Origin of the sequence: Planococcus liqunii, assembly GCF_030413595.1 — a bacterium.
In the GTDB taxonomy this organism is placed as follows: Bacteria; Bacillota; Bacilli; order Bacillales_A; family Planococcaceae; genus Planococcus; species Planococcus liqunii.
This window is the reverse complement of record NZ_CP129238.1, coordinates 737,076-763,061: the sequence shown is the minus strand read 5'-3', so window position 1 is coordinate 763,061 and position 25,986 is coordinate 737,076. Positions and strand designations below refer to the sequence as shown.

Sequence of the window (25,986 nt, the reverse complement as noted above, 5' to 3'; positions counted from 1 at the left end):
AAAAAAGGAGAGATATTGAATGATTAATTACACAGACAAAGTGGTTGTCATCACAGGAGGCGGCTCCGGACTCGGACGCGCGGCTGCCCTTTCCATCGCCAAACAAGGCGGCAAACTTGTGCTCGTCGACATGAGCACGAAAGGCCTGGAAGAAAGCCGGAACGAAATTCTGGCGGCAGCGCCGGAAGCCCAAGTGGAAATCGTTGAAGCGAACGTAACAAATGAAGAAGAAGTGAAAAACTACGTTCAGTTCACAATCGATAAATTCGGTAAAATTGACGGCTTCTTCAATAACGCCGGCATCGAAGGCAAACAAAACCTGACTGAAGATTATGCTTCGGACGAGTTCGAAAAAGTGGTCAGCGTCAACTTGAACGGCGTCTTCTACGGCATGCGCCACGTCCTGAAAGTGATGAAAGAACAAGGCTACGGCTCGATTGTCAACACAGCATCTGTCGGCGGCATCCGCGGCGTCGGCAACCAGTCCGGCTACGCAGCGAGCAAACACGGCGTTGTCGGCTTGACACGCAACTCGGGCATCGAGTACGGCCAGTTCGGCGTCAGCATCAACGCCATCGCACCAGGCGCCATCTTAACGCCAATGGTTGAAGGTTCGTTGAAACAAATGGCGGGCGACGATTGGGAAGCAGCCGGCAAAGAATTTGTCAGCGTCAACCCGATGAAACGCTTTGGCAAGCCTGAAGAAGTCGGCAACCTCGTTGCATTCCTTCTATCGGACGCAGCGAAATTCATCAACGCTTCTGTTATTCCGATTGACGGCGGCCAGTCTTACAAATACTAAAACTGCCAAAAGCACACTCATTTTTACTTGAGTGTGCTTTTTTTATACGCTCTATTCAACTGAATGCAGTTCTGTATCTTTTTGCGAGACCGCTATTTCTGGAGATCAAATTGAAGGCCGTGCATCAGAAACGGCAGGGCCGTATTGAGAAATTCCTCCGGCGGCGCCGTACCGTTCCGCTTCCACTCAAGAGATGCGCCGTAAAGCCCCCAGCTTAGCATAACCGCAGTGGTTTTGAGCATCTCTTCTTTTTCCGGTCCATATTGCGCTTTTAGCATTTTATTGAAAACCACTTCGAGCTGGTCCCGGATGATCTGGGCAATCGTGTCTTCGTAGCCTCGGTGGCAGCGGTTTGACAGCGACTGCTGGAAATCGGTGATGGCTTTGAATAAGTGGTTGAACACGTCTTCGTCCAGTTTCTTATGCTCGTATTCCGCTGAATTCAAATTGATCAGCAGCACTTCCGACAAAGCTTTTTCCAGCAAATCGTAGATATCTTCAAAGTGATAATAGAACGTCGCCCGGTTGATCATGGCTTCCGTTGTGATGTCTTTGACCGTGATGTCCCGAAACTCCTTGCTTTCCGACAGCTTGATGAACGAATCCATGATCAGCTTCCGGGTGCGGACAACCCGGGGATCCATTTTCACTTGCGCCATGTTCGCCACTCCTTTTCCGACAATATCTCCGGAGTGTCGGATAAGCGACACATCCCGGGAACTATTGGTGTTGTTGCTTTTCATTATGGCTTAGTATTTGGATGTAAAGCAAACAAGCTAGCTTATAAAAACCATAGAAAAGAGGAAAACGACATGACTAACAATCCGAATTTTGTATGCAATCTGGAAACCGGCGTCTGCGGTCCCGCTGACGAAGAGGAAATGGGGCTGATTGATTTCAGCCAGCCGAAAAAAACGATCACGCTTTACTACGTTACAGACCCGATCTGTTCGCATTGCTGGGCCATCGAACCGGTGCTCCGCCGCTTCACGGAACAGTACGGCGGCCACTTTAAGTTCCAAACCGTGATGGGCGGCTTGCTGGAAAAATGGCATGACGGCCCGATCGACCCGGCGAATGGCATCTACAAACCAGCGGATGTGGCACCGCACTGGCGCGAAGTTGGCGAACATTCCCGGATGCCGATCGACGGATCTCTGATGATCGACAATCCGGTCCAGTCGTCCTATCCCCCGTCCCGCGTCTTTAAAGTGATCCAGGAACAATACACAGATGCCAAAGCAACTGAATACCTGCGCCGTGCGCGAGAAGCCCTTTTCGCATTCAACAAAAACATCTCAGAAGATGCGGTCCTGATTGAAATCGTCAATGGCATGGGGCTTGACGGACAGACAATCATTCAACGAGCCAATGAACCCGCCGGCCAACAGCTGCTGACGGAAGACTTCAGCTTGGCAAGAAGCCTCGGAGCCAGAGGGTTCCCGACAATCATCATGGTCAATGAAGACAACAAAGGCGTCAAACTGGTCGGTGGCCGGCCGTATGAGGCATATGTCGACGGCTTGCAGAAAGTCCTTGGCGAAGAAGAGCTGCACGCCAAGCAGCCGAAGGCGTTATCCGCTTTGCTGAAACAGGAAGGGCTGCTTTTCGCCAAGGAAATCGAAGTGATGTATGAAGTTGACCCAAGTGACCTTCCCGCTTTCATTGAAAAAGAATTGCCATCGGAACAATTCGAACAAAAAGAAATTCTCGGGGAGTCTTATTTCACCCCGCTTACAAAATAAGGAGGAAACCACATGGCATACCTGCTGCAAGTAGACTTCCAAATGGACGGACCTTTTGGAGAAGAAATGGCTAAGGCATTCGCAGAACTCGCAACAAGCATCACCGAAGAACCCGGATTCAAATGGAAAATCTGGACAGAAAATCCCGAAGCCGGTGAAGCCGGCGGCATCTATCTGTTTGAAACAAAGGAAAGCGCTGAAACGTACATCGACATGCACGCGAAGCGGCTCGGCGGATTCGGCATCAACACGGTCAACGCCAAAATCTTTGCGATCAACTCCGCGCTGACGGATATTACAAAAGGTCCGGTGAGCTGAGCGGCTTCAATCCCATACATGTGAAAGTGAAATCATGAAAAAAGGTTCCGGCCATCAAGCCGGAACCTTTTTGTTATTCTTTTAGATTATTTCCGGCTCCCCGGCAATGCGGCTTTTGCAGAAATGAGCTCTTTCTCGACCAACTCTTCCCAGAACTCAGCCGGAATGTTCGCTTCCAGTGCCTGCAGGTCTTCCTTGATGCGGTCCGGCCGCGTTGATCCGGTCACGACCGCTTTGACTGCAGGATGCGCAGTCGAAAACTGCAGCGCGGCATCTTTCAAATTAACGCCGTGGTTTTTCGCCACGCTGTTAAAACGGGCGACGCGTTCTTTAATGTCCGGTGTGATTTCCTTGTAGTCGAAATAGTCCCCACCAAACAAGGCACCCGAATTGAAGGTTCCCCCGATAACGAGTCCACCGTCATTTTTCTGCGCCAGCGACATCATGCGCTCCAACGCCCGTTCATGTTGGAGCAGCGTGTATTGAGTAGCAGACAAACTCAAATCCGGATGCGCTTCTTCCAGTTCCAACGCCACTTCGATCGGTGTCGTTGTATTAACGCCAAGGCCCCACGCTTTAATGACCCCTTCGTCGCGGAGCCGGTCCAGCACGTTAAAGGCGCCTTTTCGGGCTTCGTCAAATTTCGTAATCCATTCATCGCCCAAGAAATCCGGCGAAAGGTCATGCACAAACACCATATCCAAGCGGTCGGTTTTCAGGCGCTTCAGGCTGTCTTCAATCGATTGAAGCGTGCCGCTTTCGGTATAATCCGTCCGAATTTTGTTCTTGCGGCCGTATTCAAACAACCCTTCTTTTTCCTCTTCTTCATCCAGGATGATGCGGCCGACTTTTGAACTCAGCAAATAATCGTCGCGCTTATAGGAAGACAAAATCTCCCCGAGCCGCATTTCGGCGAGGCCTGCCCCGTAAAACGGCGCCGTATCAAAATAGCGGATGCCTTCGTTCCAGGCCGACTGGATCGTTTCCATCGCTTCGTCTTCCGGCACTTCTCTGAACATATTGCCAAGCGGCGCAGTCCCGAGACCGAGTTTATTTTTGATTGTTATATCGTTTTTCATCATTGGACACCTCTTTTGGAAGTTGTTTTTTATTAAAAACACATACCAATATCTACCCGCTATGAACTTGAATAAACGGCCGCCAGCAGGCCGGAAAGTTGGCCTAGTTACTTAAAATCAAAGATAACTACCTTTCTTTTTACTTTTGTATAAGATGTTCGTCCTATTGTCCTTCGTTTAACAATCCATGCATAGGGAACACTTAGAGAAACACTAATTTTAGGAGGAAATACTTTGCAAAACCACCAACTGTATGTGAACGGCAAGTACATCGAGTCCACAGGAACGGAATGGATCGACATCCTCAACCCGGCAACCGAAGAAGTGATTTCCAGAATTCCGAAAGGAACAAAAGAAGACGTCGACAAGGCGGTAGAAGCTGCCGACCAGGCACAAAAAGCATGGGAACTGACGCCGAATATCGAACGCGGAAAAATCGTACGGAAGCTCGGCGATGAAATTGCCAAACGCCGCGACACGTTCATTGACTTATTGCAGGAAGAACAAGGGAAAGACTACGAACTGGCAAGCGGTGAAGTGGATTTGGCGATCGACTACTTCCATTACATGTCCGAATGGGCGCGAAGAATCGAAGGCGAAATCGTGCCGAGCGACCGGCCGAATGAAAACATCTTCATCTACAAAAAACCGATTGGCGTTGTAGCGGGCATCATCCCGTGGAACTTCCCGGTCTTTATATTGGCGCGGAAAGTAGCAACAGCTTTGGTGACAGGCTGTACGATTGTCATCAAGCCGAGCCAGCAGACGCCGAACACGACGATGGAATTCACCAAAATCGTAGATGCGCTGGAAGAGATTCCGGCAGGCGTCTATAACGTGGTGATGGGCACCGGTTCAGAAATCGGCAACGCCCTCGCCTCTCACAAAAAAGTGCAGCTGATCACCATGACTGGCAGCGTCCAAGCCGGAACAAAAGTGATGGAAGCGGCAGCGCAGAACATCACCAAAGTCAACTTGGAACTGGGCGGCAAAGCGCCGGCGATTGTGACGCAAAATGCCGATTTGGATCTGGCGGCAGAAGCCATCACCACGTCAAGGCTCGCAAACGGCGGCCAGGCCTGCACGAATGCTGAGCGCGTTTACGTCCATGAAAGCGTGGCAGAAGCATTGACCGAAAAACTGATCCGCGCATTCGAGTCGAAAAAACTCGGCAATCCGCGGAAAGACAAAGACGTGGAAGTCGGTCCGCTGATCAGCGAAGACCGTTTGGAGACCGTCGAGGAAATGGTGCAGGAAGCGGTGAAAGAAGGCGCAACCGTTGCAACGGGCGGCGAACGTCCGGATTTTGGCGGCGGCTTTTTCTACAAACCGACCATTCTGACAAATGTGAAACACGATTCTGCCATCATCCGGGATGAAATCTTCGGGCCGGTGCTGCCGGTTGCGACATTCAAAACATTGGATGAAGCGATTGAAAAAGCGAACGACACCGTCTACGGCTTGTCTTCTTCTGTCTATACGAATGACTTGAACGAAGCAATGCGCGTCGTCAATGAAATGAAGTTCGGCGAAACGTACGTCAACCGCGAAAACTTCGAAGCCATCCAAGGCTACCATGCCGGTATGCGCCAATCCGGCCTTGGCGGAGCGGACGGCAAGCACGGCATGGAAGACTTCCTGGCAACGCAGGTGGTGTACATGCAGTATAAAAACGATCAACAGTAATACAGCACCATCTTAAAAGCACTGTCCCCAAAGTCCGGAAACCCGGATTTGGCGGGCAGTGCCTTTTTTTGTGAGCACTTCACTAAGGTTTTTGTGCGGTGTTTTGCTACACTGTTGAATGGAACAGATTAACGATAGAGGAGCGGTACATATGCAAAACGTAACAGGCAAAAACGCATTAATCACAGGAGCTGGAAGAGGCATCGGCCGCGCAACTGCGCTTGCTTTCGCAGCAGAAGGCATCAATGTCGGGCTTGTCGGACGCACGGCAGAAAACTTGGAAAAGGTAGTGGCAGAACTTGAACAATACGGCGTCAAAACGGTATTTGCTGTAGCGGACGTTGCAGACCCGGAAGCGGTCAACGCAGCCGTTGAGCACATCACAGCGGAACTCGGATCGATCGATATTTTGATCAACAATGCCGGCATCGGCAAATTCGGCAAGTTTTTGGAACTGTCGCCGGAAGAATTCAAAGGCATCATCGATACGAACTTGATGGGCGTCTACTACGTAACACGTGCCGTCTTGCCGCAGATGATCGAGCGCCAGTCAGGCGAAATCATCAATATTGCATCAACCGCCGGCCAAAAAGGCGCACCGTTGACAAGTGCCTACAGCGCTTCTAAATTCGGTGTCATGGGGCTTACAGAATCGCTAATGTTGGAAGTCAGAAAACACAACATCCGTGTGACTGCCTTAACACCGAGTACCGTAGCAACGGACTTGGCAATTGAAAGCAACTTGACTGACGGCAACCCGGACAAAGTCATGCAGCCGGAAGACTTGGCAGAAATGATGGTAGCGCAGTTGAAACTTCATCCGCGCGTGCTATTGAAATCAGCTGGCCTTTGGTCAACCAACCCATAATAGATTTTTTGAGAACACCTCCGACAACTTCGGAGGTGTTTTTTTGTACTTAAAAACTTATTGCGGATCGATTAAAAAGGAGAAGAACACGGCTCTTTGACGGTCCACATAGAGCTATCGCTATGAAAACAGCCAAAAAAAGGGTATATTTAATAGTTAAGTGAAAAAAAGTTCCATCTCGATACTACATAGAAGGAGAAAGTAAAATGAACCAAACCATTACAAAACGCAAGAAGAGCCGTGCCAAAATGCTGTTGAGGGCGCTGCCTATTATCATTGGAGCATTCATCACTGCATATGGTCTTGAAGCCGTGCTGATTCCGAACAATGTATCCGACGGCGGCATTACGGGCCTCAGCATCGTCGGCTCGCAATTGTTTGAATTGCCTCTTGGCTTATTGATCGCAGTCTTAAACATCCCCTTCGTCTATTTGGGCTATAAACAAATCGGACGGAGCTTTGCCATCTATTCAGTCATCGGCATCGCTTCCCTTGCCTATGCAACGACCGTCATGCACCACGTCCCAACTATTGTCGAAGGCGATACCTTACTCGTCACCGTTATCGGCGGGATTATCATCGGGGTCGGCATGGGGCTTGCACTCCGGAACGGCGGAGCACTGGATGGCATCGATATGCTTGCTGTGCTGCTGTCGCGCAAATTGCCGTTCGGAACGAGTGACATGATCCTGTTCCTGAACGTCTTCGTCTTTATTGTCGTTTCATTCGTCTTCGGTTTGAAAGGCGCGTTCCTTTCCGGCATCGCGTATTACATCGCATCCAAAGTGATTCACTTGGTCGAAGAAGGGTTCAGCGGCTCCAAAACCTATAAAATCATTTCGAAAGAGCCGGAGCTGCTCGTGCAGACCATCTACGACCGCCTTGGCCGAAATGCTACGTACAGCCTAGTCAAAGGCGCCTACACGAACGACGAATACAGAGAAATCACCTGCATCATCAACCGTCTTGAAGACAGCAAGATGAAAGAAATCATCTACGAAATCGACAAGAACGCGTTCATCGCCGTGTACGACGTCGCCGAAGTTCGAGGCGGCAGCTTTACGAAGCGGGACATTCACTAATTTACAAAACAAAAAAGCGCCGAATCCTCTGTTTCAAGAGAATTTAGCGCTTTTGTAGTTTAAAGTTTTTAGTGCTTTCATTTCAAAGACTTGTTTTGCTTAGTTCTTCTGTTTACTCTGCAGAAAACTTCTCACTTCTTCCACATTTTCCAGATTTCTTTTGGGCAGAATAAAGGCAGACATTCCACTATTGTATAAATAAAAGTTCGTCTGATCTTCCCCAAGCTTCTCGATGCCTGACCAAGCTACACTTTTCTCACCGGTTTTGCTGATTTCACGGAGACCGTCCTCCGATAAAACCATTGTATAATCTCCCAGCACTCCGTTATTTTTTCCTTCACGAATCATCTTTTTGGCCGTTTTTCCAATATGCCTGAAAAAGTAAGCTGGATAAAAAATGATCCATAAAGCTGCTAAAATTAAAAACGGAATTAATAATACTAAGAATGGCAGATCAAGGAGATAAGAAAAAAATATCGCCAATAGCACATACATAAGAGGAACCGTGATTCGCTGGATTATCAGGGAGCGTTTCACTGTCTCTGAACTCTTCGAATGATACACGTTAAAATCAATATAATCTTCTTCAGTTACCTTGTAATTCATTTCCATTGGATAAGCCGGCTCCTTCATTTAACTTCTATCTTATTAATACAACACGGATCTTGAGCTGCTTAATAGTAGCAATCCTTTATAACAGCACTTGCATTTACCCAGCTCCGTTCTCTCTACTTCCATTATACCCCATTTAAAAACCAATTTATAGACTACCTTTCCATGAATTCCTGCCCTATACTGTAAGCATCAAAGGAGGCAGATCCCTATGAATGAGAACAAAGAAGCCTTAGACCGCGGGCCTTTCTTCCACGGAACCAAAGCCCAGTTAGCTGTAGGCGATTTGTTGGAGGCGCAAAACCAATCCAATTACCAAGACAGGAAATCCAATTACATCTATTTCACTGCCACCTTGGACGCAGCCAAATGGGGCGCCGAACTCGCTGCCGCTGATGCTAAAGAGAGAATCTTTCTTGTCGAACCGCTCGGCCAATTCGAGAACGACCCGAACTTGACCGACAAACGCTTTCCCGGCAACCCGACCCGCTCGTATCGCTCGAAGTCGCCGTTGAGAATCATTGCAGAGCTCGGATCCTGGCAACGGCATACCGATGAAGAAATCAATCCATTAAAGAGCCGCCTTTTCTTTTCGAAACGGCGGCTCGACTTTTTCATCTATATCTTTTCACTTTCATTCACACCTATAAATTGCTTCAACTCACTGAACTCCAATTGATTGGCAATCACCACATTGCCTTTCTTCGCCCCACTCTCTACATAGCGGTGCGCTTCGTGCAGCTGTTCCAGCGGGAATACTTGATCAACAACCGGCTTGAGTTTGCCTTCTGCCAATAGTTTGTTCAGCTCGCGCAAATCTTGGGCGTTGTAGCTGGCTGCCCCCGCTATGATTTTCCGGCCGCCTTTTTTCGTCGGCCACAGCCTTCGGAACATTTGGCTAAGACCCGGATTGCCCATCAGGTAAATGCCTTTCGGTGTCAATGCGTTGACGGTTTTGGTAAATGGGCTCTTTCCCGCGACATCAAAAATCACGTCATACGTTTCGCCAGTTGCCGTAAAATCTTCCTGCCGGTAATCCATTACGCGGTCTGCACCAATGGATAAGAGCATGTCCAATTTTTCCTTGCTGTCGATGACCGTCACCTCGGCGCCTGCATGTTTGGCAAGCTGAACGGCCACCGTGCCAATGCTGCCGCCGGCTCCGATGACCAGTACTTTTTGGCCCGCCTGGATTCTCGCTTTCCGGAGAAAAAACAAAGCGTTCATTCCGCCTGTCGGGATGGTGGCAGCTTCTTCAAAACGGATTGCTTCCGGAATCCGGGCGATTGCGGAGCTGCCAGAAAGGCAAAGGTACTCGGCATACGCCCCGAGCTTCAAACCCGTCGCGCCGTAGACACGGTCACCTTTCTGGAAGGCTGTTTGTCCGGTTCCCACGGCTTCAACTTCTCCGGCAAATTCCTGTCCGAGTACGTTCACTCTCGGTTTCCGCAAGCCGAAAAACAACCGTAGCGGAATCCACAACAGCACCGGGAATTTAAAGCTCCGGATTTCGCAATCCCCGGCTGTAACTGTGGATGTGTGGACTTTAATCAGAATTTCGCCCGCTTTTGGCACCGGCTTGTCGAGCTGCTGAAGCTCTAACACCTCCGGCGGCCCGTACCGGGTGCAAACCATGGCTCGCATACTCCCCCTCCTTCCCCCACGCGAAAACTTGACGCATACTTAATCGGACTGCGGTTCCGAACTCTCCACCGGCCCTTCGAACACCTGACGCAATTCGGCCTCTCCTTCCCCGTTGCCGATTGGATCCGGCAACCGCATCACCCATTCAATGGCCTCTTCTTTCGATGCCACATCAATCAAAAAGAAACCTGAAACCAACTCTTTTGGATTTGCAAACGGCCCTTCGGTCACTACCGGCTTTTCACCAGGATTTGTATACGAAAGCCGAATTCCATTCGAACTGGGATGAAGCCCATGTGCCATCACCCGAACATCCGCATCCATCAATTCTTTGTTGTACTGCGACATGGCTTCCATCAATTCAGTGCTCGGGAGTTTTCCCGCTTCCGAAGTGGGTGATGCTTTGATCATCAGCATAAACAGCATGGCAATTCCTCCTTTTAATGTTCCAGCCTTTTTCTTCTTAATAAATTCAAGACGGGCCTGCTCAATCCCTTTTTCCCAATCAATTATTCACCCCTAAGCAGAGCCCTTAGCCTTTTCTCCATGAAACTTTTTCCAGACTCACCCGTATGCTTATACAAGAGGTGATGGACCATGAAACGAAAAATCATTCCATATGCACTGGCAATTTTCTTGGTGGGACTGGTTCCCGCTCAAGTGTATGCAATCGACTTTGGCATTTCGGAAGTGCAGATTGATGCGCAATTGAATGCAGACGGCACCGCAGATGTCACGGAACAATTCACGTACGAATTCGACGACGACTTTAACGGCATTACCCGCAGCCTGATCGAGAAAAAAGGAACAGCAATTGATAATTTCTCGGCTGCCGAAAACGGCAAGCCCTTGAAAGTGGAAATGGAAGACGGCGTTTACCAAATCCATCGCGAAGGGGAAGACGGCGAAACGATCCAGATCGAACTGACTTACGAAATCTCAAACGCAGTGGAGAAGTTCGAAGACGGGGCGCAGTTTTATTGGGCGTTCTTTGACGAAAGCAACGAAAGCGAATACGGCGACTTGGCGATTGCTGTCACTCCGCCTGCTCCCACTGAAAATACGGAAGCTCTCGGCTACGAAGAAGCGTACGGCACAGAGCGCATCACAGACGACGGCACCGCGCTGTTCGAATTGGGCTACGTGCCGGAAGGTGAAAATGCCAACGTCCGAGCCATTTTTGAACCGGAATTGTTCCCGGGCGCTGAGACGCTAAGCGGGACGGTCCGGGACGATATGGCCCAAGATCGGGAGAACCTGGAAAACGAAGCCGCGGCTTTTGCCAAGAACCAGCAGACCGCACGCAATGTCGGAATTCCAGCCATTGCGATTGGCGGAATCTTGCTGCTGATCGGGACGCTCGCTTTGTGGTTCCGCGCGTACAAACGGAAACGGCAAATCCGGAATTACCCGTATGAATTTTTCGTACCGAAAGCATCGATGAGCATCCCGGCCCTGCTTTATTTCACAAATTCCGTATTCCTGTCGCCGAACGCGATTTCGGCAGCGATCCTGGAGCTTATGCGTAAAGGCAATATCCGGCAACTTTCGGAAGACCATTTTGAACTGGTCCACCGGAAAACGGACCATGACCATGAAGCCATACTGATTGAGCTTTTATTCGATCAAATTGGCGACGGCCGGGAATTCAAGCTGAGCGGAGTGGAAAAATTCACGAAAAATGAAGACAACCATGCAGCCTATAATGAAGCAATAGCTAAATGGAATAAAGGCGTTGCCCAGGAAGTGAAAGCGAAAGGCTTTTACGAGAAGCATCCCGTGCTGCGCTGGACGGCCGGCATCCTGAGTGCCGCATTCATCGGCCTCGCCATCTATACCGGTATCTACGAGCTGTTCCCTTGGATGGCTGCTTCAATTGTCCTTGCGATGGCAGCTTTTGGCATCGCCATCAGCTATTCGCCTATCACATTCGAGGGGCATGAAATCCGCCACAACTGGCGCCAGCTAAAAGCGGCAATGCAAAACTTGCCGGCCAATCAGTGGGACCGGCTGAAGACGGATGAAAAACAACGTGCCTACGCTTACCTGCTCGGCAGCGACCCGAAAACCGCCGAACGGAAAGCGATGGCCTTCACTTCCGCTGAATCGGCCGCAGACGATTCCAGTTTTGTCATGAACCCGGTATTCATGACTGCCATTTTCGTATCAGCCGGTTCAACTACTACAGCCAGCGCAAGCGGCGGATCGGCTGGTTCCGGTGCAGGAGTCGGCGGCGGTGGCGGCGGATCGGGAGCGTTTTAACGCAGTGAATGCCATTTAACTCAACCATAAAACAGAAGACCTCTCGGAGAAATCGCAATTTCCTCCAAGAGGTCTTTTTACCAGCGTTTGCTTCTGCAGTTTTTTTAAGCAGCCCTTGGTTTACTCCTTAGGCTTGCTATTTCATCTCCTGCTGCTCTCTATTGCTTTTCCAGACGCTGCCGACCACTTTAAGAAATGCGACGAGCAGGATGGCCACCGGAATCATCCAGAGCAAGAACTGCCAAAAAGGCATCTCGGTTTTTGGATAGACCAGTGTACCAAGCATCGCCCCTGCAAAGGCAAGCAAAAAATTGATGAACGGATCTATTTTCTTTGAAAAAATCGGCTCCTTCAGCCAACGGATCATCCTTGTCCTGTTGTCCATAAATGCCTCCTATGGCCATCAAATTTGTTTGCGCTTCCTTTTGTCCAAGGCCGGATAGATGAATGCATAAGTGAGAAATCCGGCAATGGCCATGCCGATCACCAAAGTCCAGACCGGCTCACCGCCGTTCAATATCATCGAGACAACAATCGCAATCCCACCATATACCAAAGTTCCGAGGATGATATTTTTAACACGTTCGTTCAAAAAATCCCTCCTTCGGGAATCTGTCTTTATTAGCCCTTATTACGCCATACCCTTCTCCGCTTACTGGAAACTAATTGTAATTTCTTTCTCTCTATACGCCGGCTGGAAATCCCCTCGAGCAGCCAAATTGAGAAGAAAAATTTGCTATACTGGTCATAAGGCAAAGGGGTTGGAATAATGACGGATTACCGGCAGAAAAACAGGGATTCGATTCGGGCAATGCCCAAATACGACGTCTGCGTTGCTTTCAAGGAAGCGGATTGGGCAATTGCGCAAGATCTTTTCCGTGTGTTTGACGAGCATGGAATTACCTACTCGACATATGAAGATGAAAAAATAGCCGAAGCAGAAGCGATGCGCATGATCTACCCCAAAATGGCCAGAGACAGCTACTTTTTCCTGCTGATCGATGAACCCGGATCAATCGACGACGATGCAGTGCAGACGATGCTCCATAAAGCCATGCTGGCAAATCGGGAACCGATTGTACTAAAGCGGCAGTCAGGCACTTCCTATCCCGGAATTGGATGGACTGCCGACACAAAAGAAGCGGTCTTTCAGGAAGTCGCCGGCTACATTCGGACACAGGAACGCGACCCGGATTGGATTTACGGAGACAGACGAAAATAAGCAGCGGCACAAAGCCGCTGCTTATTTTCATTGTGGATTGATATAAGACGATAAAGGCCGGTCCCCTTCATACCCTTCGCCGTTGTCGATAACTCCGAGTTCTTTCAGGAAGTAGTAAAGAATGGTGATGTATTCTTTCAAGCTTCCTGCAAGCACGACCTGCTCCTCGTACTCATGGTCGACTGTGATGATTTGGCCGTAAGTCCCGCGCATATCGGGATCGAGATCTATCGCGATAAAATTGCCGCCGCCATCGTGGTGGATGGGTATCCGGTTCGACAGCATCCGGTTGTTTTTCACATAACCAGCCGGCAGTGATTGGTGAGGGTACTCGCTCCGAACGTCTTTTCCGGCATACTTCACTTCAGACTCGATTTCGCTCAGCTTCATCAACGGGTTCCCGCCAATATGGGCATAAGCGCAACCATGCTCCTCGATGCTGTCCAGCCAAAAATCGTCGTCGTTGCCGCCGCAAAGTTCATACAGTACCACAAAATCTTCAATCGGTTCCGCATCGAAAGCATCAAACACCGAAAGGATTTGTTGCTTGCGGGTTCCAGGCAGGAGCGGCGTATAAAATTCGCCGAACCTCTCCTGCATCAGGGCATCATACTCCAGCCATACTTCCTTGAATGGCCAGCTTTCGTATTTCTTGACGAATTCGGCCATTCCCGGCACGTGAGTATAAACGCCGTACCGCTCGGGATCCGGCTTTTTCGGGCGGGAGGTTTCAAATTGCTGCAAAACCATCCCTTCGATTCCCCTGCCCAATTGCGGCTTCCGTGAATATGGTTCGTATTTGCACCAGATGGACTGGTAGATTTTATCATCGACCGGTATCTTCGCCGTCAAATACTTCAGCCGGTAATCCCCGTATTGAAACTCCGATAACGTGTACTCGAACGGTTCGTTTGTGATGGGATGGACATGCTCATATCCGCTTTTCTGCCGAACCGCATCGCTCATGCCAAAAATCGGATTAGGTACGCTGTTCGATGGGTAGTACCCTCTTCGTTCATCCATAATTTCATCTTCGTCGTGGAAATAAATAGACTGCCAGCCGTTCACCAATGCATCTCTCCTCCCACAAATCAGGTTTCATGTTCTAGTAGTTATTATATCATTTCTAAATGGCCCAATACGACCCGAATCCGTTCATCCATTCCGATCTGCTATCGCGTCTACAGACAAGGTTCGCTCTTAGGAAAGAAGCAAAAAAAGCTCCTTGGCCATTTTGGCCAAGGAGCTTCAGGCTGTAGACAAAGTTTAGATGAAATGTATAGAAAGGCATAAAACCAACCGGACCAGCCACTTCGCTTTCCGTGGGCTCGGCTTCAGCCTCCTCGTCGCTCTGCTCCTGCGGGGTCTTCAGCTTTCGCTGTCCCACAGGAGTCTCCGTGGCCGGACCGGTTGGGGCGTCTCTCTTTGATTCGATAGTGAATGTTAATCTAATTGACGCTTAAAGAGGCAGCTCAAGAAGAAAAGCGACACCTCTAGATAATCTTCATGTTCAGGATCCGGGGTTTCCTCTCTGGTCTTAGGTTTATTCAGCTATCATGTATAGAAATTCTTTTGTCTACAAGCTCAAGCTCCTTGGCCATTTTGGCCAAGGAGCTTTTCACATGCTTATTCAGCGTTAACGTTTTCCGGTTCTTCGATAGCCACCATTTTATACGTAGTCATCAAGTTCCAAAGCGGCCCTGGAATGTCGAGCTTGCCGATCATTTCATGCGGGATGGTTTCGTTGATGTCGCCTTCTTTGCCTTGTTTCACTTTTTCCGTCCATTCCGGATCGACCAGCACTTGGCGTCCCATTACGACGAGGTCGGCGCCTTCTTCGAGCGCTGCAACGGCATGCTCCGGCTTTGTAACGCTTCCGACAACCACAAACGCGACACGTCCGGCGATTTGCTTGGACAGGACCTCAACGATGCTGCCTTCTGTTTCTTCGTTATGCGGGCGCTTTTTGAAATCCATCAACGACACGTGCAGATAATGGATGCCGCCTTTGATCAATTTCTCTGTCAGGATTTTTGTTTCTTCAATCGTATAGCCGATGCCCAGTTCGCCGTATTCTTCCGGTGACAGGCGGTAGCCGATGATGAAGTCGTCATTGGCGAATTCCGCTGCCACGCGCTTCACTTCGGTAAGAACCGCAAGCGGGAACTTCATGCGGTTTTCCAAGCTGCCGCCCCATTCGTCTGCGCGGAGGTTGGTCACTTCCGATACAAACTGCTGGATCAAGTACGTGTTGGCGCCGTGGATTTCCACCCCGTCAAAACCGGCTGCAATCGCGCGGCGCGTCGTTTCGCCGAAGTCGCGGATGATTGCTGTGATTTCCTCCCCTGTCAGTGCACGCGGTGCCGGCTTTTCAGCAGAACCCCCGACAGCACTCGGTGCCACCGTTTCGTTGGCTGCGATCAATTGCGGCTGTCCTTGGCGTCCGCCGTGCTGCATTTGCAGGATCGCTTTGTTGCCATTTGCTTTCATCGCTGTCGCCAACTGCGTCAAACGCGGCATGACGTCTTCATCAAATGCCACGAATTGCCCCGGGAATGCGATACCGTTTTCCGAAACTGCGATGCATGCGGAGATGAACAAGCTGCCGATGTTCGAGCGGCGGCGGTAGTAAACCAGTTCTTCGTCCGATACCGTACCGTCCGGATTTCCGGAGTATGTAGTCATGGGCGCAACGCCTAAACGGTCGTTTAATACGACGCCGTTCGGCAAGGTGATTTCTTCGAATAACGCTTTATATTGTGGTTTCATATAAATAACTTCCTCTTTTCTTTTATTGGGTCATTTATCCAAATTAGCATAAGCTCCCAGTGACTACAAGAATTCTAGCTCGGAGTGAACGCCTTTGGAGAATGGAAGTACAGATTTCCCTGTAAACTCCGCCGCCTTCCCTTACAATGGAACAAGAGGCACCGGATAGAAGGCGGAATCCAGCCGGCTATTGTAAAATGAAGGTACCTAAACGGAAGAGCGAATGCTGCTCACAATAGATCAGCGAAAAAGAAATCGACATAATGGCACAAGCGCTGGCCCTTACAGCGCGCCATGGCTTGAGAAAAGATAAGTTTTTTGCAACAGAGAGCGAGGTTCACTTGAATGGTAGATAAAATGGAACAGTTATTGACCATCGAAAAAGTACTGAATAATAATGTAGTGATTGCCCGCCACGACGCTTATAAAGAAGTCGTATTGATTGGAAACGGCCTCGGCTTCAACCGGAAAAAAGGAGACGTCATTTCGTTTGATCATGCCGACAAAACTTTCCTGCTGCAGGATGAGGCGGAAAAAGAACAGTACGTCAACCTGATTCCGCATATTGATGAAAACCTGATTGCTTCCATCAATGAGTGGCTGGTGTTCATCGAGGAGAACATGGGCAAAAAGCTTAATGAACACATACATGTGGCCTTGACCGACCATCTGTCTTTCGCCATTACACGGGCAAAGAAAAACATCCAGTTCGCCAATCCGTTCCTGCTGGAGATCGAAACACTGTATCCGAAAGAATACCGGGTGGCAAAAGACGTGGTAAAAGAAGTGGAAAACCGTATGGACGTCGTGTTTCCTGAAGGGGAAATCGGTTTTATCGCCCTCCATATCCATAGTGCGGTAACCGACAAAGCGCTGCGCGATATCAATCGGGATCACGCACTCATCTCCCGGCTGACAAAACTGATCCAAAGCGAACTGAAAGTCGATTTGGCCAAAGACAACGTCAATTACCACCGCTTGATCCAGCATCTGTACCGGGCGATCGACCGCGTACATCAAGGCGAAGCGCTTGGCGAAGAAAATAAACTTCAAGAGTTGTTGAAAGCCGAATACCCCGTATGCTATAATCTGGCTTGGAAGCTGATAAAAGTTATGCAAAACCAATTGAACAAGCCCGTAGACGAAGCGGAAGTGCTTTATCTGACGATTCATCTGCAGCGCTTGACCCACCCAAACTAATTCATACGTGTTACTGATTCGATCAGGCATGAGTATGAAAAGGTGCAACGGTTAATCCAAGGGGGACACTCCCTCTTTTTACCCGTGCCTTTTCTGCTCATGCCTTTTTTTGTGGTCGAGTCGCCATCCCGCTTTATCCGCTCTACCTATTCAATAAGGAGGAATTATGATGTCTTTTAATTTATTCGGTACACTGCAAAAAGTCGGAAAGGCATTGATGCTGCCTGTAGCGCTTTTGCCTGCAGCCGGAATTTTGCTGGCTTTCGGCACAAGTTTTTCACAAGACACGTTTGTGGAAGCGGTCCCATTCTTCGGCGCTTCCTGGATCCAGTCCCTGCTCTACGTCATGGCGGAAGCCGGCGGTGTGGTCTTTGACAATTTGCCGCTGCTGTTTGCGGTCGGCGTCGCAATCGGCCTCGCTGGCGGTGACGGTGTCGCAGGGCTCGCTGCCATTATCGGCTACCTGATTATGAACGTCACGATGAAAGCGTTCGGCGGCATTACAGCTGAGATGACGACGGACCCGGCATATGCCATGGTCCTAGGAATTCCCACATTGCAGACGGGCGTATTTGGCGGAATCATTGTCGGGATCCTGGCAGCTGCCATGTACAACAAATTCTTCAATATCAACTTGCCGCAATTTCTCGGCTTTTTTGCAGGAAAGCGTTTTGTTCCGATTATCACGGCGTTCTCCGCTTTGCTTCTCGGCATCGCCATGTTCCTGGTATGGCCGTTCGCACAGAATGGCTTGAATGCACTGTCCCACTTTATGCTGGAAACCAACCGGACACTCGCTGCCTTTGTTTTCGGGGTAATTGAACGGGCGTTGATTCCTTTCGGGCTGCACCACATCTTTTATTCGCCGTTCTGGTTTGAGTTCGGTGCTTACACAAACGCTGCAGGCGAAATCATCCGCGGCGACCAGCGCATCTTCTTTGAGCAGCTGCGGGACGGTGTGGATTTCACAGCCGGCACGTTCATGACCGGGAAATTCCCGTTCATGATGTTCGGCCTTCCGGCAGCGGCGCTTGCCATTTACCACTGCGCACGCCCGGAACGCAAAAAAGTGGTTGGCGGCATCATGGCTTCGGCCGCTCTGACTTCTTTTTTGACAGGCATCACCGAACCGCTTGAATTTGCGTTTTTATTTGTTGCACCGGTCTTGTTCGGAATCCACGCGATATTCGCGGGACTGTCGTTCATGACCATGCATTTGCTTGATGTGAAAATCGGCATGACCTTCTCCGGTGGCCTGATCGACTTCCTGCTCTTCGGCGTCATGCCGGGCAAAACGGAATGGTTCTGGGTCATTGTCGTGGGTCTATTCTTCGCCGTCATTTACTATTTCGGATTCCGCTTCGCCATCCAGAAGTTCAATTTGATGACTCCTGGCCGTGAAGATGAAGAAGAAGACGAAGAAAGCGGAGAAGCTGTCGGCGACTTGCCGTACGAAATCCTGGAAGCGATGGGCGGACAAGCGAACATCAATCATCTGGATGCCTGCATCACGCGCCTGCGCGTCAGTGTAGAGGACAAAGGCCAGGTCGACAAAAACCGCTTGAAAAAACTTGGCGCTTCCGGCGTCATGGAAGTCGGCAACAACATCCAGGCCATATTCGGCCCTCTCTCGGATAACCTGCGCGGACAAATGCAGGACATCATCAACGGCAAAACACCGCGCACGAAAACAGCTGTATCCAATGTGATCAACCAGGCAAAAGACGGCGGAGACGCACCCGTCCGTTTGAATGCGCTTGACTTCAGAAGTCCAATCGCCGGTGACATCCTGCCGATCACCGATGTGCCGGACCAGGTATTTTCCGGCCGCATGGTGGGAGACGGATTTGCAATCAAGCCTTCAGAAGGCAAAGTCGTTTCTCCGGTGAACGGTGAAATCGTGACGCTGTTCCCGACGAAACACGCAATCGGCATCAAAGCGGACGACGGCACGGAACTCTTGATCCACATCGGCATTGATACCGTCCACCTCAAAGGCGAAGGCTTCACGTCCCGCGTCGAACAAGGCAACTTGGTCGAACAGGGCCAATTGCTGATGGAAATGGACCTTTCCTATATCGGGGAGCATGCACCGTCCATCATCACGCCGATTGTCTTCACGAACCTTCAAGAAGGCCAATCCGTGAAGATCAAAGCATCCGGCCATATTGAAGCAAACGCTAAAGACATCGTTGAAATCACTGGCGGAATCGAAGAAACCTAGAACAATTTAACAACTCCAAAGCCGGATTGGCGCGAATTTATTCGTATCGATCCGGCTTTTTCAATAAGAAACTCAGCCATCAAAATGATTGGGAGGATGACAAACATGAAACTACTGACATTGAATGCCCATGCCTGGCACGAAGAAAACCAACTGGAGAAGATCCGCCACTTGGCGGCAGCCATCCAGGAAAACGCCTATGACGTCATCGCGCTGCAGGAAGTCAATCAGTCGCTCGGCAAAGAATCGGCCGAACACATCGTAGAAGAGGACAATTACGCATTGGTGCTGCTTCAGGAAATGGAGAAACTTGGTGTGACCGGCTATACGATGGTCTGGAGCTTTTCCCATCTCGTGTATGGCAAGTATGAAGAAGGCCTCGTGATCCTGACGCGCCATCCAGTCATTGAAGAGCATTCATTCTTCGTCAGCCAAGATACCAACAAGCATTCCCATAGTACCCGTAAAATTGTTGGAGCCACTATCCGCTGCGATGGCCGGCCGATCACCTTCTACTCCTGCCACACCGGCTGGTGGCATGATCCGGAAGAACCGTTCAAATATCAAGCCGACCAGCTGCTTCAGCACATCCGAAAAGACGTGCCCGTGTTCCTGCTGGGCGATTTCAACAACAACGCCTCCCTCAAAGGCGAAGGCTATGCGTACTTGATGGAACACGGTTTGTACGACACCTATACACTGGCGGAAGAAAAAGATGACGGCATCACCGTGAAAGGGAAAATCACCGGCTGGAGCCAGAACAAGGAAGACCTTCGCATCGACCTGATTCTTTCAACGGAAGCTTTACGCGTCAAGTCGTCGCGGGTCATTTTCAATGGTAGCCATAAACAGGTGGTATCGGATCATTTTGGGGTGGAAGTGGAGCTGGAATTAGTGAACTGAACACGATGAATAAAACGAAGAGCATATCCGGCAAAATACCGGATATGCTCTTCGTTATTTTGTTTAGAAGTAGTACTGCACATGTGGAAACAGTGAATCAACTCTTCCGGTATTTATCTTCAATCACCCGGTGGTTTTCATGATGGATCTTATCCCACTCTGTCTTTTTGTACATCCGGCTTTTCAGTCTTCCATTCATTCGGTCTGGGTCATATTCTTTGAAGGACTGGCTGTCTGCCCATTTCTTCATTTCTTGGTGCTCCGGATGCTGCGGATCGCGGTAAATTTGGAGGAACTCATAAAATGCATGAATGCCACCAACATCTTCTGGTGGTGATGTCTCAGCTCCGTCCAGCAGTGTTGGAAATCCGAAATAATAGTCATCGACAATCGATTCCAGTTGAATCCGAAATTCCCAGCCGTCCCCAAAATCGTACCGATAGAGAAGCTCGCCATGCTTCTCTAAATATTCATCAATCTTGATGCCTGAAGGTTTCCTTACCGTTGTCGAAAGGCGTTTTTGATAAGCTTCTTCAAAGCGTTTATGCGCCGGCTCCATATTCTTCAGCCGCTCTGAGAACTCTGTGCGATTTTTTTTGAAATACTGATGCTCGAGGTACGCTTCCTCATCATTCGTCACCCGAATGTTGTCCTCTGCTAAATCGAACTCAAACAGATGATATGCTTCATAAGGATAGCCGCTTTGGAAATTGGTCACCTGCTGGATGATGTCATGCAGCATATTGAAAGTCGCTCCTGCCGGCATAATCACTTGCCGCCAAATCAGCGGATCGGAATGTTCTAATTCGATTTTGATGATGTAGGATTTCATTGATGGTTCACCTGGCTTTCTAAATGATGGGCCATATTGTACTTCTTAAGGAGGTCATAGTATTTATTCACTTCTTTTGATAGACAAACCTCATTTTCATAAACGATTGATTTCATCAAAGATGATTTTTCTTTACGTAGTTCAACTTCATTAACCGCATCATTGTACATACAGATGAGTGATTTCTATATGCGGCGAAATTTATTTTTCTATAAAAATTCATTTCTTATGATTGTAGGATCCATATTGGTTTGGCTGACTAAAAAATTTATTATTTCATTAGAATCAGCTTTTTCAACAAGCTTTTTAAATTCTTTAACGTTTCTTTCGAACCCTTCAAAGTAAGTGCTAGTATATTCATCTTTATTGTAAATCTTCAGGTATTCTAGGTAATCTTTCATTTTAATTTTCCCATCAATTTGAACAAGCAAGGCTTCCCAGTTTTTTCTTCTTTTAATATGGAGTGGTTTTTTTGCTTTAGTTTCTTTAGACATTTCCATCTCTATTTGTTCAATAAATTCCATAGCTTCATGTTTATAGGCATGAAGTTCTTCTCTATTATAGTCATTCAGATTTCTCATTATCCTTTTATTAAATTCATCATAACGCTCTTTTCTAAGATGAATTTTTCCCCCGTCAGCTTTATTTTTCTTGTTTTCGGCCAGTTTCTCTATAATTCCTTGTGCAGCAATAAAAGTTGGTCCAATCTTACCCGCATGATCATACAGAAACTTCCCTGCTTTTGGTCCATGTTCTTTAGCTATATCTATAAGTGGTTTCATGTTTTTGGGAGCCATTATCCGTCCTCCTAGTGTAATTCGTCTTAAAATTAAAGAATATCTTAACATCTTCTATAGTACTATTTATATAAGTATTGAAGAATGATAATGCAGAAATGTTTTTATACACAAGGTGATTTTAACTTCTGTTGATTGAAATTTTATTTATTCGGGTATATGATACCAATAAGAAAACAAAAATCGCCTGGTGCGCTAACACCAGACGATCCAGCAAAAGACAGGTCCCATCAAGGGGATCGGCGTCGAGTTTAATGAGGTTAACCCGCTGAGCGATCAACTCAAGAGCAGGTTATTTTTTTTGGCTCGATGACGCTATTACAAACATCAAGCCTGCAAATATCACTGCAAACATCAATGCTTCATACACGGTCATCCTTACCACCCCCTTTCTATCGGGGATGGCCAACCACCCTTGAGTTCCCTATTCAATTGCTTCTGATTATTTTAGCATAGGTGATGAATAAGCACCTTCAAGTAATTTCAATTTTTAAAAATTATCGATTCATTCTCATATTTCCACTGTTAGAAATGCAACATGTCCAAGTTTCACTTTATGAGCTAATAGGCAGCAATCAAAAAGCAGACACAAAAGACCTTCTTTTAAAAGAAGCTTTTTGTGTCTGCTTTCATGTCAAGAACGCCCTTCTCCCGTATGTTTATAGAAAAGAGCATTCCCATTCTTAATAAATCTCCACACCGCAGCGATCAAAAAGATCACGATGCCGGCAATCAGAAGACCTTGGATGGCTGTCGCCAGCTCGGGGTCGACCCGGCCGCTTCTGTAAGAACCGTAGATTCCAAAGAACGCCCATGCCAAAGGCAGCGGGTAGGCAGCGTTTTTGTACCGCGAGATGTAAATGAGCACAAACGCAATCGCAACCACCAAGATGATCAGCGTCCAAACCGAATAGGAAATGCCGAAACCGTTCCACTCCAGCTGCACCAATAACAGCGAAGTATTGACGACAGTCGCGATGGTCACCCATGCACAGTAGAGCGTGAAGCTCAGCCCTGCCAGGGTCGCTGGAACTTCAAAGCGATGCGTATAGATTTTCCCAATGATGACGAGCAACGAGAACAGCAGGCCGATGATCAAAAGTGTCGAGATGAACAATCTCTCATACGAGAACGCGACGATCCAGGCCATGTTGAATACTGAGCTTAAGATAAACCACGGCGAAATCAACAGGACCAGCTTGCTGACTCCCGCGTCTTTCCGTTTGATCAACAAATAGACCAGCGTAATCAGCACCAGACTATAAATGACGCCCCAAATCGAAAACGTAAAAGGCGCCGGGGAAATCAGCGTCATGTATTGGTCGGAGATGTCCCCTTGGCTTTGTCCGTTGAAAAACCCGGAAGAGCCGAGGTAATTGATGCCGAGCGTCAAAAAATAAAAAACCAGATTTAATATCGTAAACAGCGTTACTTTTTTCAATGTGCTGTCATTCACGGTGACCCCATCCTTTCCTTATTTTTGTTGCCTAAAGCTTTTCATTAGCACTTTACAATCGTCCGTCCGAGATGTTGTCCTTTCTTAAGGGCATCAATGGTTTCCGGCACTTCTTGGAGCGAAATTTCGTCTACCAACGTCGTTCCGGCAATGTTCCAGTCCTTTGCCATTTTCGCCCAAATCGCCGGACGCTTGTCGATCGGCACATTGACCGAATCGATGCCGAGCAAATTGACGCCTCGCAGGATAAACGGCAGGACAGTTGCCTTCAGTTCAACACCCGCTGCCATTCCGCACATGCTCATGCTGCCGCCGTAGGAAAGCTGAGGGATCAACACGGAAGTGATGTCCCCTCCGACGGTATCCAGGATGTAATCGAATTTCTCTTTATTCAACGGCTTTTTCAATTCGCCCAAGTCGTCCGGGAATATGACGGTATGCGCGCCGAGAGATTTCGCCACTTCTTCTTGATGGTCTTTGCGGACCAATGCCGTAATATTTCCGTAGCCGATTTTTTCAAGCAGCTGCAACGCCACGCTGCCGACGCCGCCAGTCGAACCGGTCACCAGAATTTTCGGATCGTTTCCTGCGTCCATGCCGTTTTTCTCCAATGCCAGGATGGACAATGCCGCCGTGAATCCAGCGGTTCCGAAAACCATGGCGTCCCGCAGGCTCAAATTCTCCGGCAATGCGACCACCCAGTCTGCAGGCACGCGGGCATACTCGGAAAAGCCGCCGGTATGGCTCATGCCCATTTCAAATCCGGTGACGATGACTTCCTGCCCTTCCTGGAAGCGGGAATCGCTCGACTCGACTACCGTACCGCTCAAATCGATGCCGGGGATCATCGGATAGTTCCGGATGACGCCGCCTTTTTTCTGCACCGCCAGCATGTCTTTGTAGTTGATCGACGAATATGCCACTTGGATGGTGACTTCCCCTTCTGACAGCCGGTCCTCGCCTATTTGTTCCACGCCGTAAACCACTTCGTCTTTCTGTTCTTTTACAACGATCGCTTTAAAATTATTCATGTTTTTACCCCTCCTCTCCCTTCTCTTCCCTTATTGGCTTTGCGGCAAAACTGTTTTCCAGCAAAACCCTGCCAAAAGGAATAAAAAACACACCCGTCAGTGTCTGGCGACGGGTGTGCTGCTGCATGTGCTTATCTTAAAACTCTTCATGAGTCGCTGGGTCCATATCAAATAATCTGCCATCCGGGCGTGTCAAAGCAGCGATTTCAGCCATTTCATTTTCGTTTAAAACGAAATCAAAAATCTCCAGGTTTTCTCGCTGCCGCTCGGGCGAAGTGGATCTCGGAATCGATACAGAGCCGATCTGGTACTGCCAGCGCAGCACAATCTGAGGAACCGTCTTGTTGTGGTTTCCAGCGATTTTTTGGACCGTTTCATTCGACAGAATATCCGCAGCCCGGGCAATCGGGCTCCATGACTGGGTTTGGATATTGTGCTTCTCGTGAAAGTTCCGCTGTTCTTCCTGGTTAAAGAACGGATGCAATTCCACCTGGTTCAGACTCGGCGTGACCCCGGTCTCTCCAATGATGCGCTCCAAGTGTTCCGGCAGGAAGTTGCTGACGCCAATCGACCGGACGAGCCCCCATTTCTGCGCATCGATCAAGGCTTGCCACGCTTCCACGTATTGGTCCTGATTCGGAAGCGGCCAGTGAATCACATACAGGTCAAAATAATCCAGATTCGAACGATACAAGGATTCCTGAATCGCCACTAAGGCTTTTTCGTAATTGTGATAACGGCCCGGCAGTTTGGACGTCACCCAGATGTCTTCACGGGAAATGCCGCTGCGCTTAATGCCTTCCCCGACAGCACCCTCGTTCTCATAATTATAGGCCGTATCAATCAGCCGGTAGCCGGCATTGATTCCGCTGCTGATGGAGTTCGCTCCGGCATTGCCCCAAAGTCCGTATGTACCAAGTCCGGTAACCGGCAGCACCGTTCCGTCATTTAACGTCCATTCTGGTATTGCTCCTTCCATTCCCAATCACTCCTCTCGTTTCTGCTTTAAGCGTACGCTTCCTTGATTCCAAACTCAATCGATTCAATCCTTTTGCTTCTATAGTATCGGCATTTTCTAGGAAGGGCTCTTTTCTTCTTTGCTGTAAGATTCATAAGCAAAGTAGCCTGCCAACATCCCAATTCCTGCCCCGAGCGGAATCGCCATGGACAAGGAGATGTTAAAGAGGATACCGAGCAGCACTCCACCTCCGATTCCAACAATCATGCCGAGTGGAATCAAGCTATCCAACAGCGTTTGAGCTTCTGCCGTTTCTTTCTTGCCGAGCGTGCCTCGCTTCTGTTTCGCTTTCAACCGACTGATTACAAACAAAGCAATCGCCCCAACGATGACAATTGGCAACACAATGCGGATGATGTCTATAACCGGCTCCATCTAAAAACTCCCTTCCTGAGCGTTTCTCCAGGACCACAACTAACCAATGCAGTTTTGCCTA

The 25,986-nt window shown here is 48.8% G+C and carries 27 protein-coding genes; 12 read left to right on the top strand and 15 right to left on the bottom strand.

Going from position 1 to position 25,986, the window contains the following annotated elements; all coding sequences use genetic code 11:
* Window positions 1–19: 19 nt before the first annotated feature.
* Window positions 20–802, top strand: coding sequence for an SDR family oxidoreductase (locus QWY22_RS03860; protein WP_300983151.1), 783 nt, complete (start codon window positions 20–22; stop codon window positions 800–802).
* A gap of 92 nt (window positions 803–894) precedes the next feature.
* Here QWY22_RS03860 and QWY22_RS03855 read toward each other — a convergent pair whose 3' ends face one another.
* Complete coding sequence (locus tag QWY22_RS03855) at window positions 895–1,461, bottom strand: TetR/AcrR family transcriptional regulator (protein WP_300983150.1); 567 nt, start codon at window positions 1,459–1,461, stop codon at window positions 895–897.
* A gap of 153 nt (window positions 1,462–1,614) precedes the next feature.
* Here QWY22_RS03855 and QWY22_RS03850 point away from each other — a divergent pair, with 153 nt between their 5' ends.
* Both QWY22_RS03850 and QWY22_RS03845 read left to right on the top strand, forming a co-directional pair.
* Window positions 1,615–2,547 (top strand): DsbA family protein, encoded by a 933-nt coding sequence (locus QWY22_RS03850; RefSeq protein WP_300983149.1) that lies wholly within the window; start codon window positions 1,615–1,617, stop codon window positions 2,545–2,547.
* Window positions 2,548–2,559: 12 nt separating this feature from the next.
* Entirely contained in the window at window positions 2,560–2,865 is a 306-nt protein-coding gene (locus QWY22_RS03845) for a monooxygenase (protein WP_300983148.1), read from the top strand.
* Between the two features lie 86 nt (window positions 2,866–2,951).
* Here the strand turns inward: QWY22_RS03845 and QWY22_RS03840 are convergent, their stop codons facing one another.
* Window positions 2,952–3,947, bottom strand: a complete 996-nt coding sequence (locus QWY22_RS03840; protein ID WP_436836771.1) for an aldo/keto reductase — start codon at window positions 3,945–3,947, stop codon at window positions 2,952–2,954.
* Between the two features lie 231 nt (window positions 3,948–4,178).
* On the opposite strand from QWY22_RS03840, the gene aldA reads away from it, so the two are divergent.
* From aldA to QWY22_RS03825, 3 genes are all read left to right on the top strand, one after another.
* Entirely contained in the window at window positions 4,179–5,630 is a 1,452-nt protein-coding gene (gene aldA, locus QWY22_RS03835) for an aldehyde dehydrogenase (protein ID WP_300983145.1), read from the top strand.
* A 151-nt stretch (window positions 5,631–5,781) separates the two neighbouring features.
* Window positions 5,782–6,498 carry a 3-ketoacyl-ACP reductase gene (locus QWY22_RS03830; RefSeq protein WP_300983144.1) on the top strand — a complete coding sequence of 239 codons (717 nt, stop codon included), beginning with the start codon at window positions 5,782–5,784 and terminating at the stop codon, window positions 6,496–6,498.
* A 206-nt stretch (window positions 6,499–6,704) separates the two neighbouring features.
* The gene (locus tag QWY22_RS03825) at window positions 6,705–7,580 is read left to right on the top strand and encodes a YitT family protein (RefSeq protein ID WP_300983142.1); all 876 of its coding nucleotides are present in this window, start codon (window positions 6,705–6,707) and stop codon (window positions 7,578–7,580) included.
* A gap of 99 nt (window positions 7,581–7,679) precedes the next feature.
* On the opposite strand, the gene QWY22_RS03820 is transcribed toward QWY22_RS03825, so the two are convergent.
* Window positions 7,680–8,192 carry a YcxB family protein gene (locus QWY22_RS03820; protein ID WP_300983141.1) on the bottom strand — a complete coding sequence of 171 codons (513 nt, stop codon included), beginning with the start codon at window positions 8,190–8,192 and terminating at the stop codon, window positions 7,680–7,682.
* A gap of 211 nt (window positions 8,193–8,403) precedes the next feature.
* On the opposite strand from QWY22_RS03820, the gene arr reads away from it, so the two are divergent.
* The gene (gene arr, locus QWY22_RS03815; RefSeq protein WP_300983140.1) at window positions 8,404–8,871 is read left to right on the top strand and encodes an NAD(+)--rifampin ADP-ribosyltransferase; all 468 of its coding nucleotides are present in this window, start codon (window positions 8,404–8,406) and stop codon (window positions 8,869–8,871) included.
* Here the strand turns inward: arr and QWY22_RS03810 are convergent.
* Window positions 8,811–9,836 (bottom strand): NAD(P)-dependent alcohol dehydrogenase, encoded by a 1,026-nt coding sequence (locus tag QWY22_RS03810; protein ID WP_300983139.1) that lies wholly within the window; start codon window positions 9,834–9,836, stop codon window positions 8,811–8,813. The two genes, arr and QWY22_RS03810, sit on opposite strands and share 61 nt — an antisense overlap.
* A gap of 39 nt (window positions 9,837–9,875) precedes the next feature.
* Window positions 9,876–10,262, bottom strand: a complete 387-nt coding sequence (locus tag QWY22_RS03805) for a YciI family protein (RefSeq protein WP_300983138.1) — start codon at window positions 10,260–10,262, stop codon at window positions 9,876–9,878.
* Between the two features lie 171 nt (window positions 10,263–10,433).
* Here QWY22_RS03805 and QWY22_RS03800 point away from each other — a divergent pair, with 171 nt between their 5' ends.
* Window positions 10,434–12,098: a DUF2207 domain-containing protein gene (locus tag QWY22_RS03800; protein ID WP_300983137.1), complete on the top strand. Its 1,665-nt coding sequence runs from the start codon at window positions 10,434–10,436 to the stop codon at window positions 12,096–12,098.
* A 136-nt stretch (window positions 12,099–12,234) separates the two neighbouring features.
* Here the strand turns inward: QWY22_RS03800 and QWY22_RS03795 are convergent, their stop codons facing one another.
* Together QWY22_RS03795 and QWY22_RS03790 are read right to left on the bottom strand one after the other, a co-directional pair.
* Window positions 12,235–12,483, bottom strand: coding sequence for a hypothetical protein (locus QWY22_RS03795; RefSeq protein ID WP_300983136.1), 249 nt, complete (start codon window positions 12,481–12,483; stop codon window positions 12,235–12,237).
* 18 nt (window positions 12,484–12,501) lie between these two features.
* Window positions 12,502–12,690, bottom strand: a complete 189-nt coding sequence (locus QWY22_RS03790) for a hypothetical protein (RefSeq protein WP_300983134.1) — start codon at window positions 12,688–12,690, stop codon at window positions 12,502–12,504.
* A 177-nt stretch (window positions 12,691–12,867) separates the two neighbouring features.
* Here QWY22_RS03790 and QWY22_RS03785 point away from each other — a divergent pair, with 177 nt between their 5' ends.
* The gene (locus tag QWY22_RS03785) at window positions 12,868–13,320 is read left to right on the top strand and encodes a hypothetical protein (RefSeq protein ID WP_300983133.1); all 453 of its coding nucleotides are present in this window, start codon (window positions 12,868–12,870) and stop codon (window positions 13,318–13,320) included.
* 27 nt (window positions 13,321–13,347) lie between these two features.
* Here QWY22_RS03785 and QWY22_RS03780 read toward each other — a convergent pair whose 3' ends face one another.
* Together QWY22_RS03780 and QWY22_RS03775 are read right to left on the bottom strand one after the other, a co-directional pair.
* Window positions 13,348–14,388 (bottom strand): SMI1/KNR4 family protein, encoded by a 1,041-nt coding sequence (locus tag QWY22_RS03780; protein ID WP_300984322.1) that lies wholly within the window; start codon window positions 14,386–14,388, stop codon window positions 13,348–13,350.
* Window positions 14,389–14,946: 558 nt separating this feature from the next.
* On the bottom strand, window positions 14,947–16,089 hold the full coding sequence (locus tag QWY22_RS03775) for an NADH-dependent flavin oxidoreductase (protein WP_300983132.1): 1,143 nt from the start codon (window positions 16,087–16,089) through the stop codon (window positions 14,947–14,949).
* Window positions 16,090–16,446: 357 nt separating this feature from the next.
* Here QWY22_RS03775 and glcT point away from each other — a divergent pair, with 357 nt between their 5' ends.
* The 3 genes from glcT (at window position 16,447) to QWY22_RS03760 (ending at window position 20,416) form a co-directional block, all read left to right on the top strand.
* Complete coding sequence (gene glcT, locus QWY22_RS03770; protein ID WP_300984321.1) at window positions 16,447–17,289, top strand: glucose PTS transporter transcription antiterminator GlcT; 843 nt, start codon at window positions 16,447–16,449, stop codon at window positions 17,287–17,289.
* Window positions 17,290–17,458: 169 nt separating this feature from the next.
* Complete coding sequence (ptsG, locus tag QWY22_RS03765) at window positions 17,459–19,513, top strand: glucose-specific PTS transporter subunit IIBC (protein WP_300983131.1); 2,055 nt, start codon at window positions 17,459–17,461, stop codon at window positions 19,511–19,513.
* Between the two features lie 105 nt (window positions 19,514–19,618).
* Window positions 19,619–20,416 (top strand): endonuclease/exonuclease/phosphatase family protein, encoded by a 798-nt coding sequence (locus QWY22_RS03760; RefSeq protein WP_300983130.1) that lies wholly within the window; start codon window positions 19,619–19,621, stop codon window positions 20,414–20,416.
* Window positions 20,417–20,513: 97 nt separating this feature from the next.
* Here the strand turns inward: QWY22_RS03760 and QWY22_RS03755 are convergent, their stop codons facing one another.
* From QWY22_RS03755 to QWY22_RS03730, 6 genes are all read right to left on the bottom strand, one after another.
* Window positions 20,514–21,248 carry a plasmid pRiA4b ORF-3 family protein gene (locus QWY22_RS03755; RefSeq protein WP_300983129.1) on the bottom strand — a complete coding sequence of 245 codons (735 nt, stop codon included), beginning with the start codon at window positions 21,246–21,248 and terminating at the stop codon, window positions 20,514–20,516.
* A 209-nt stretch (window positions 21,249–21,457) separates the two neighbouring features.
* Window positions 21,458–22,045, bottom strand: a complete 588-nt coding sequence (locus QWY22_RS03750; protein ID WP_300983128.1) for a hypothetical protein — start codon at window positions 22,043–22,045, stop codon at window positions 21,458–21,460.
* A gap of 634 nt (window positions 22,046–22,679) precedes the next feature.
* Window positions 22,680–23,501, bottom strand: coding sequence for a TspO-related membrane protein (locus QWY22_RS03745; RefSeq protein WP_300983127.1), 822 nt, complete (start codon window positions 23,499–23,501; stop codon window positions 22,680–22,682).
* Between the two features lie 44 nt (window positions 23,502–23,545).
* On the bottom strand, window positions 23,546–24,532 hold the full coding sequence (locus QWY22_RS03740; RefSeq protein WP_300983126.1) for a YhdH/YhfP family quinone oxidoreductase: 987 nt from the start codon (window positions 24,530–24,532) through the stop codon (window positions 23,546–23,548).
* Window positions 24,533–24,668: 136 nt separating this feature from the next.
* Window positions 24,669–25,511, bottom strand: coding sequence for an aldo/keto reductase (locus QWY22_RS03735; RefSeq protein ID WP_300983125.1), 843 nt, complete (start codon window positions 25,509–25,511; stop codon window positions 24,669–24,671).
* A 96-nt stretch (window positions 25,512–25,607) separates the two neighbouring features.
* Window positions 25,608–25,925 (bottom strand): hypothetical protein, encoded by a 318-nt coding sequence (locus tag QWY22_RS03730; protein WP_300983124.1) that lies wholly within the window; start codon window positions 25,923–25,925, stop codon window positions 25,608–25,610.
* Between the last annotated feature and the right edge of the window lie 61 nt (window positions 25,926–25,986).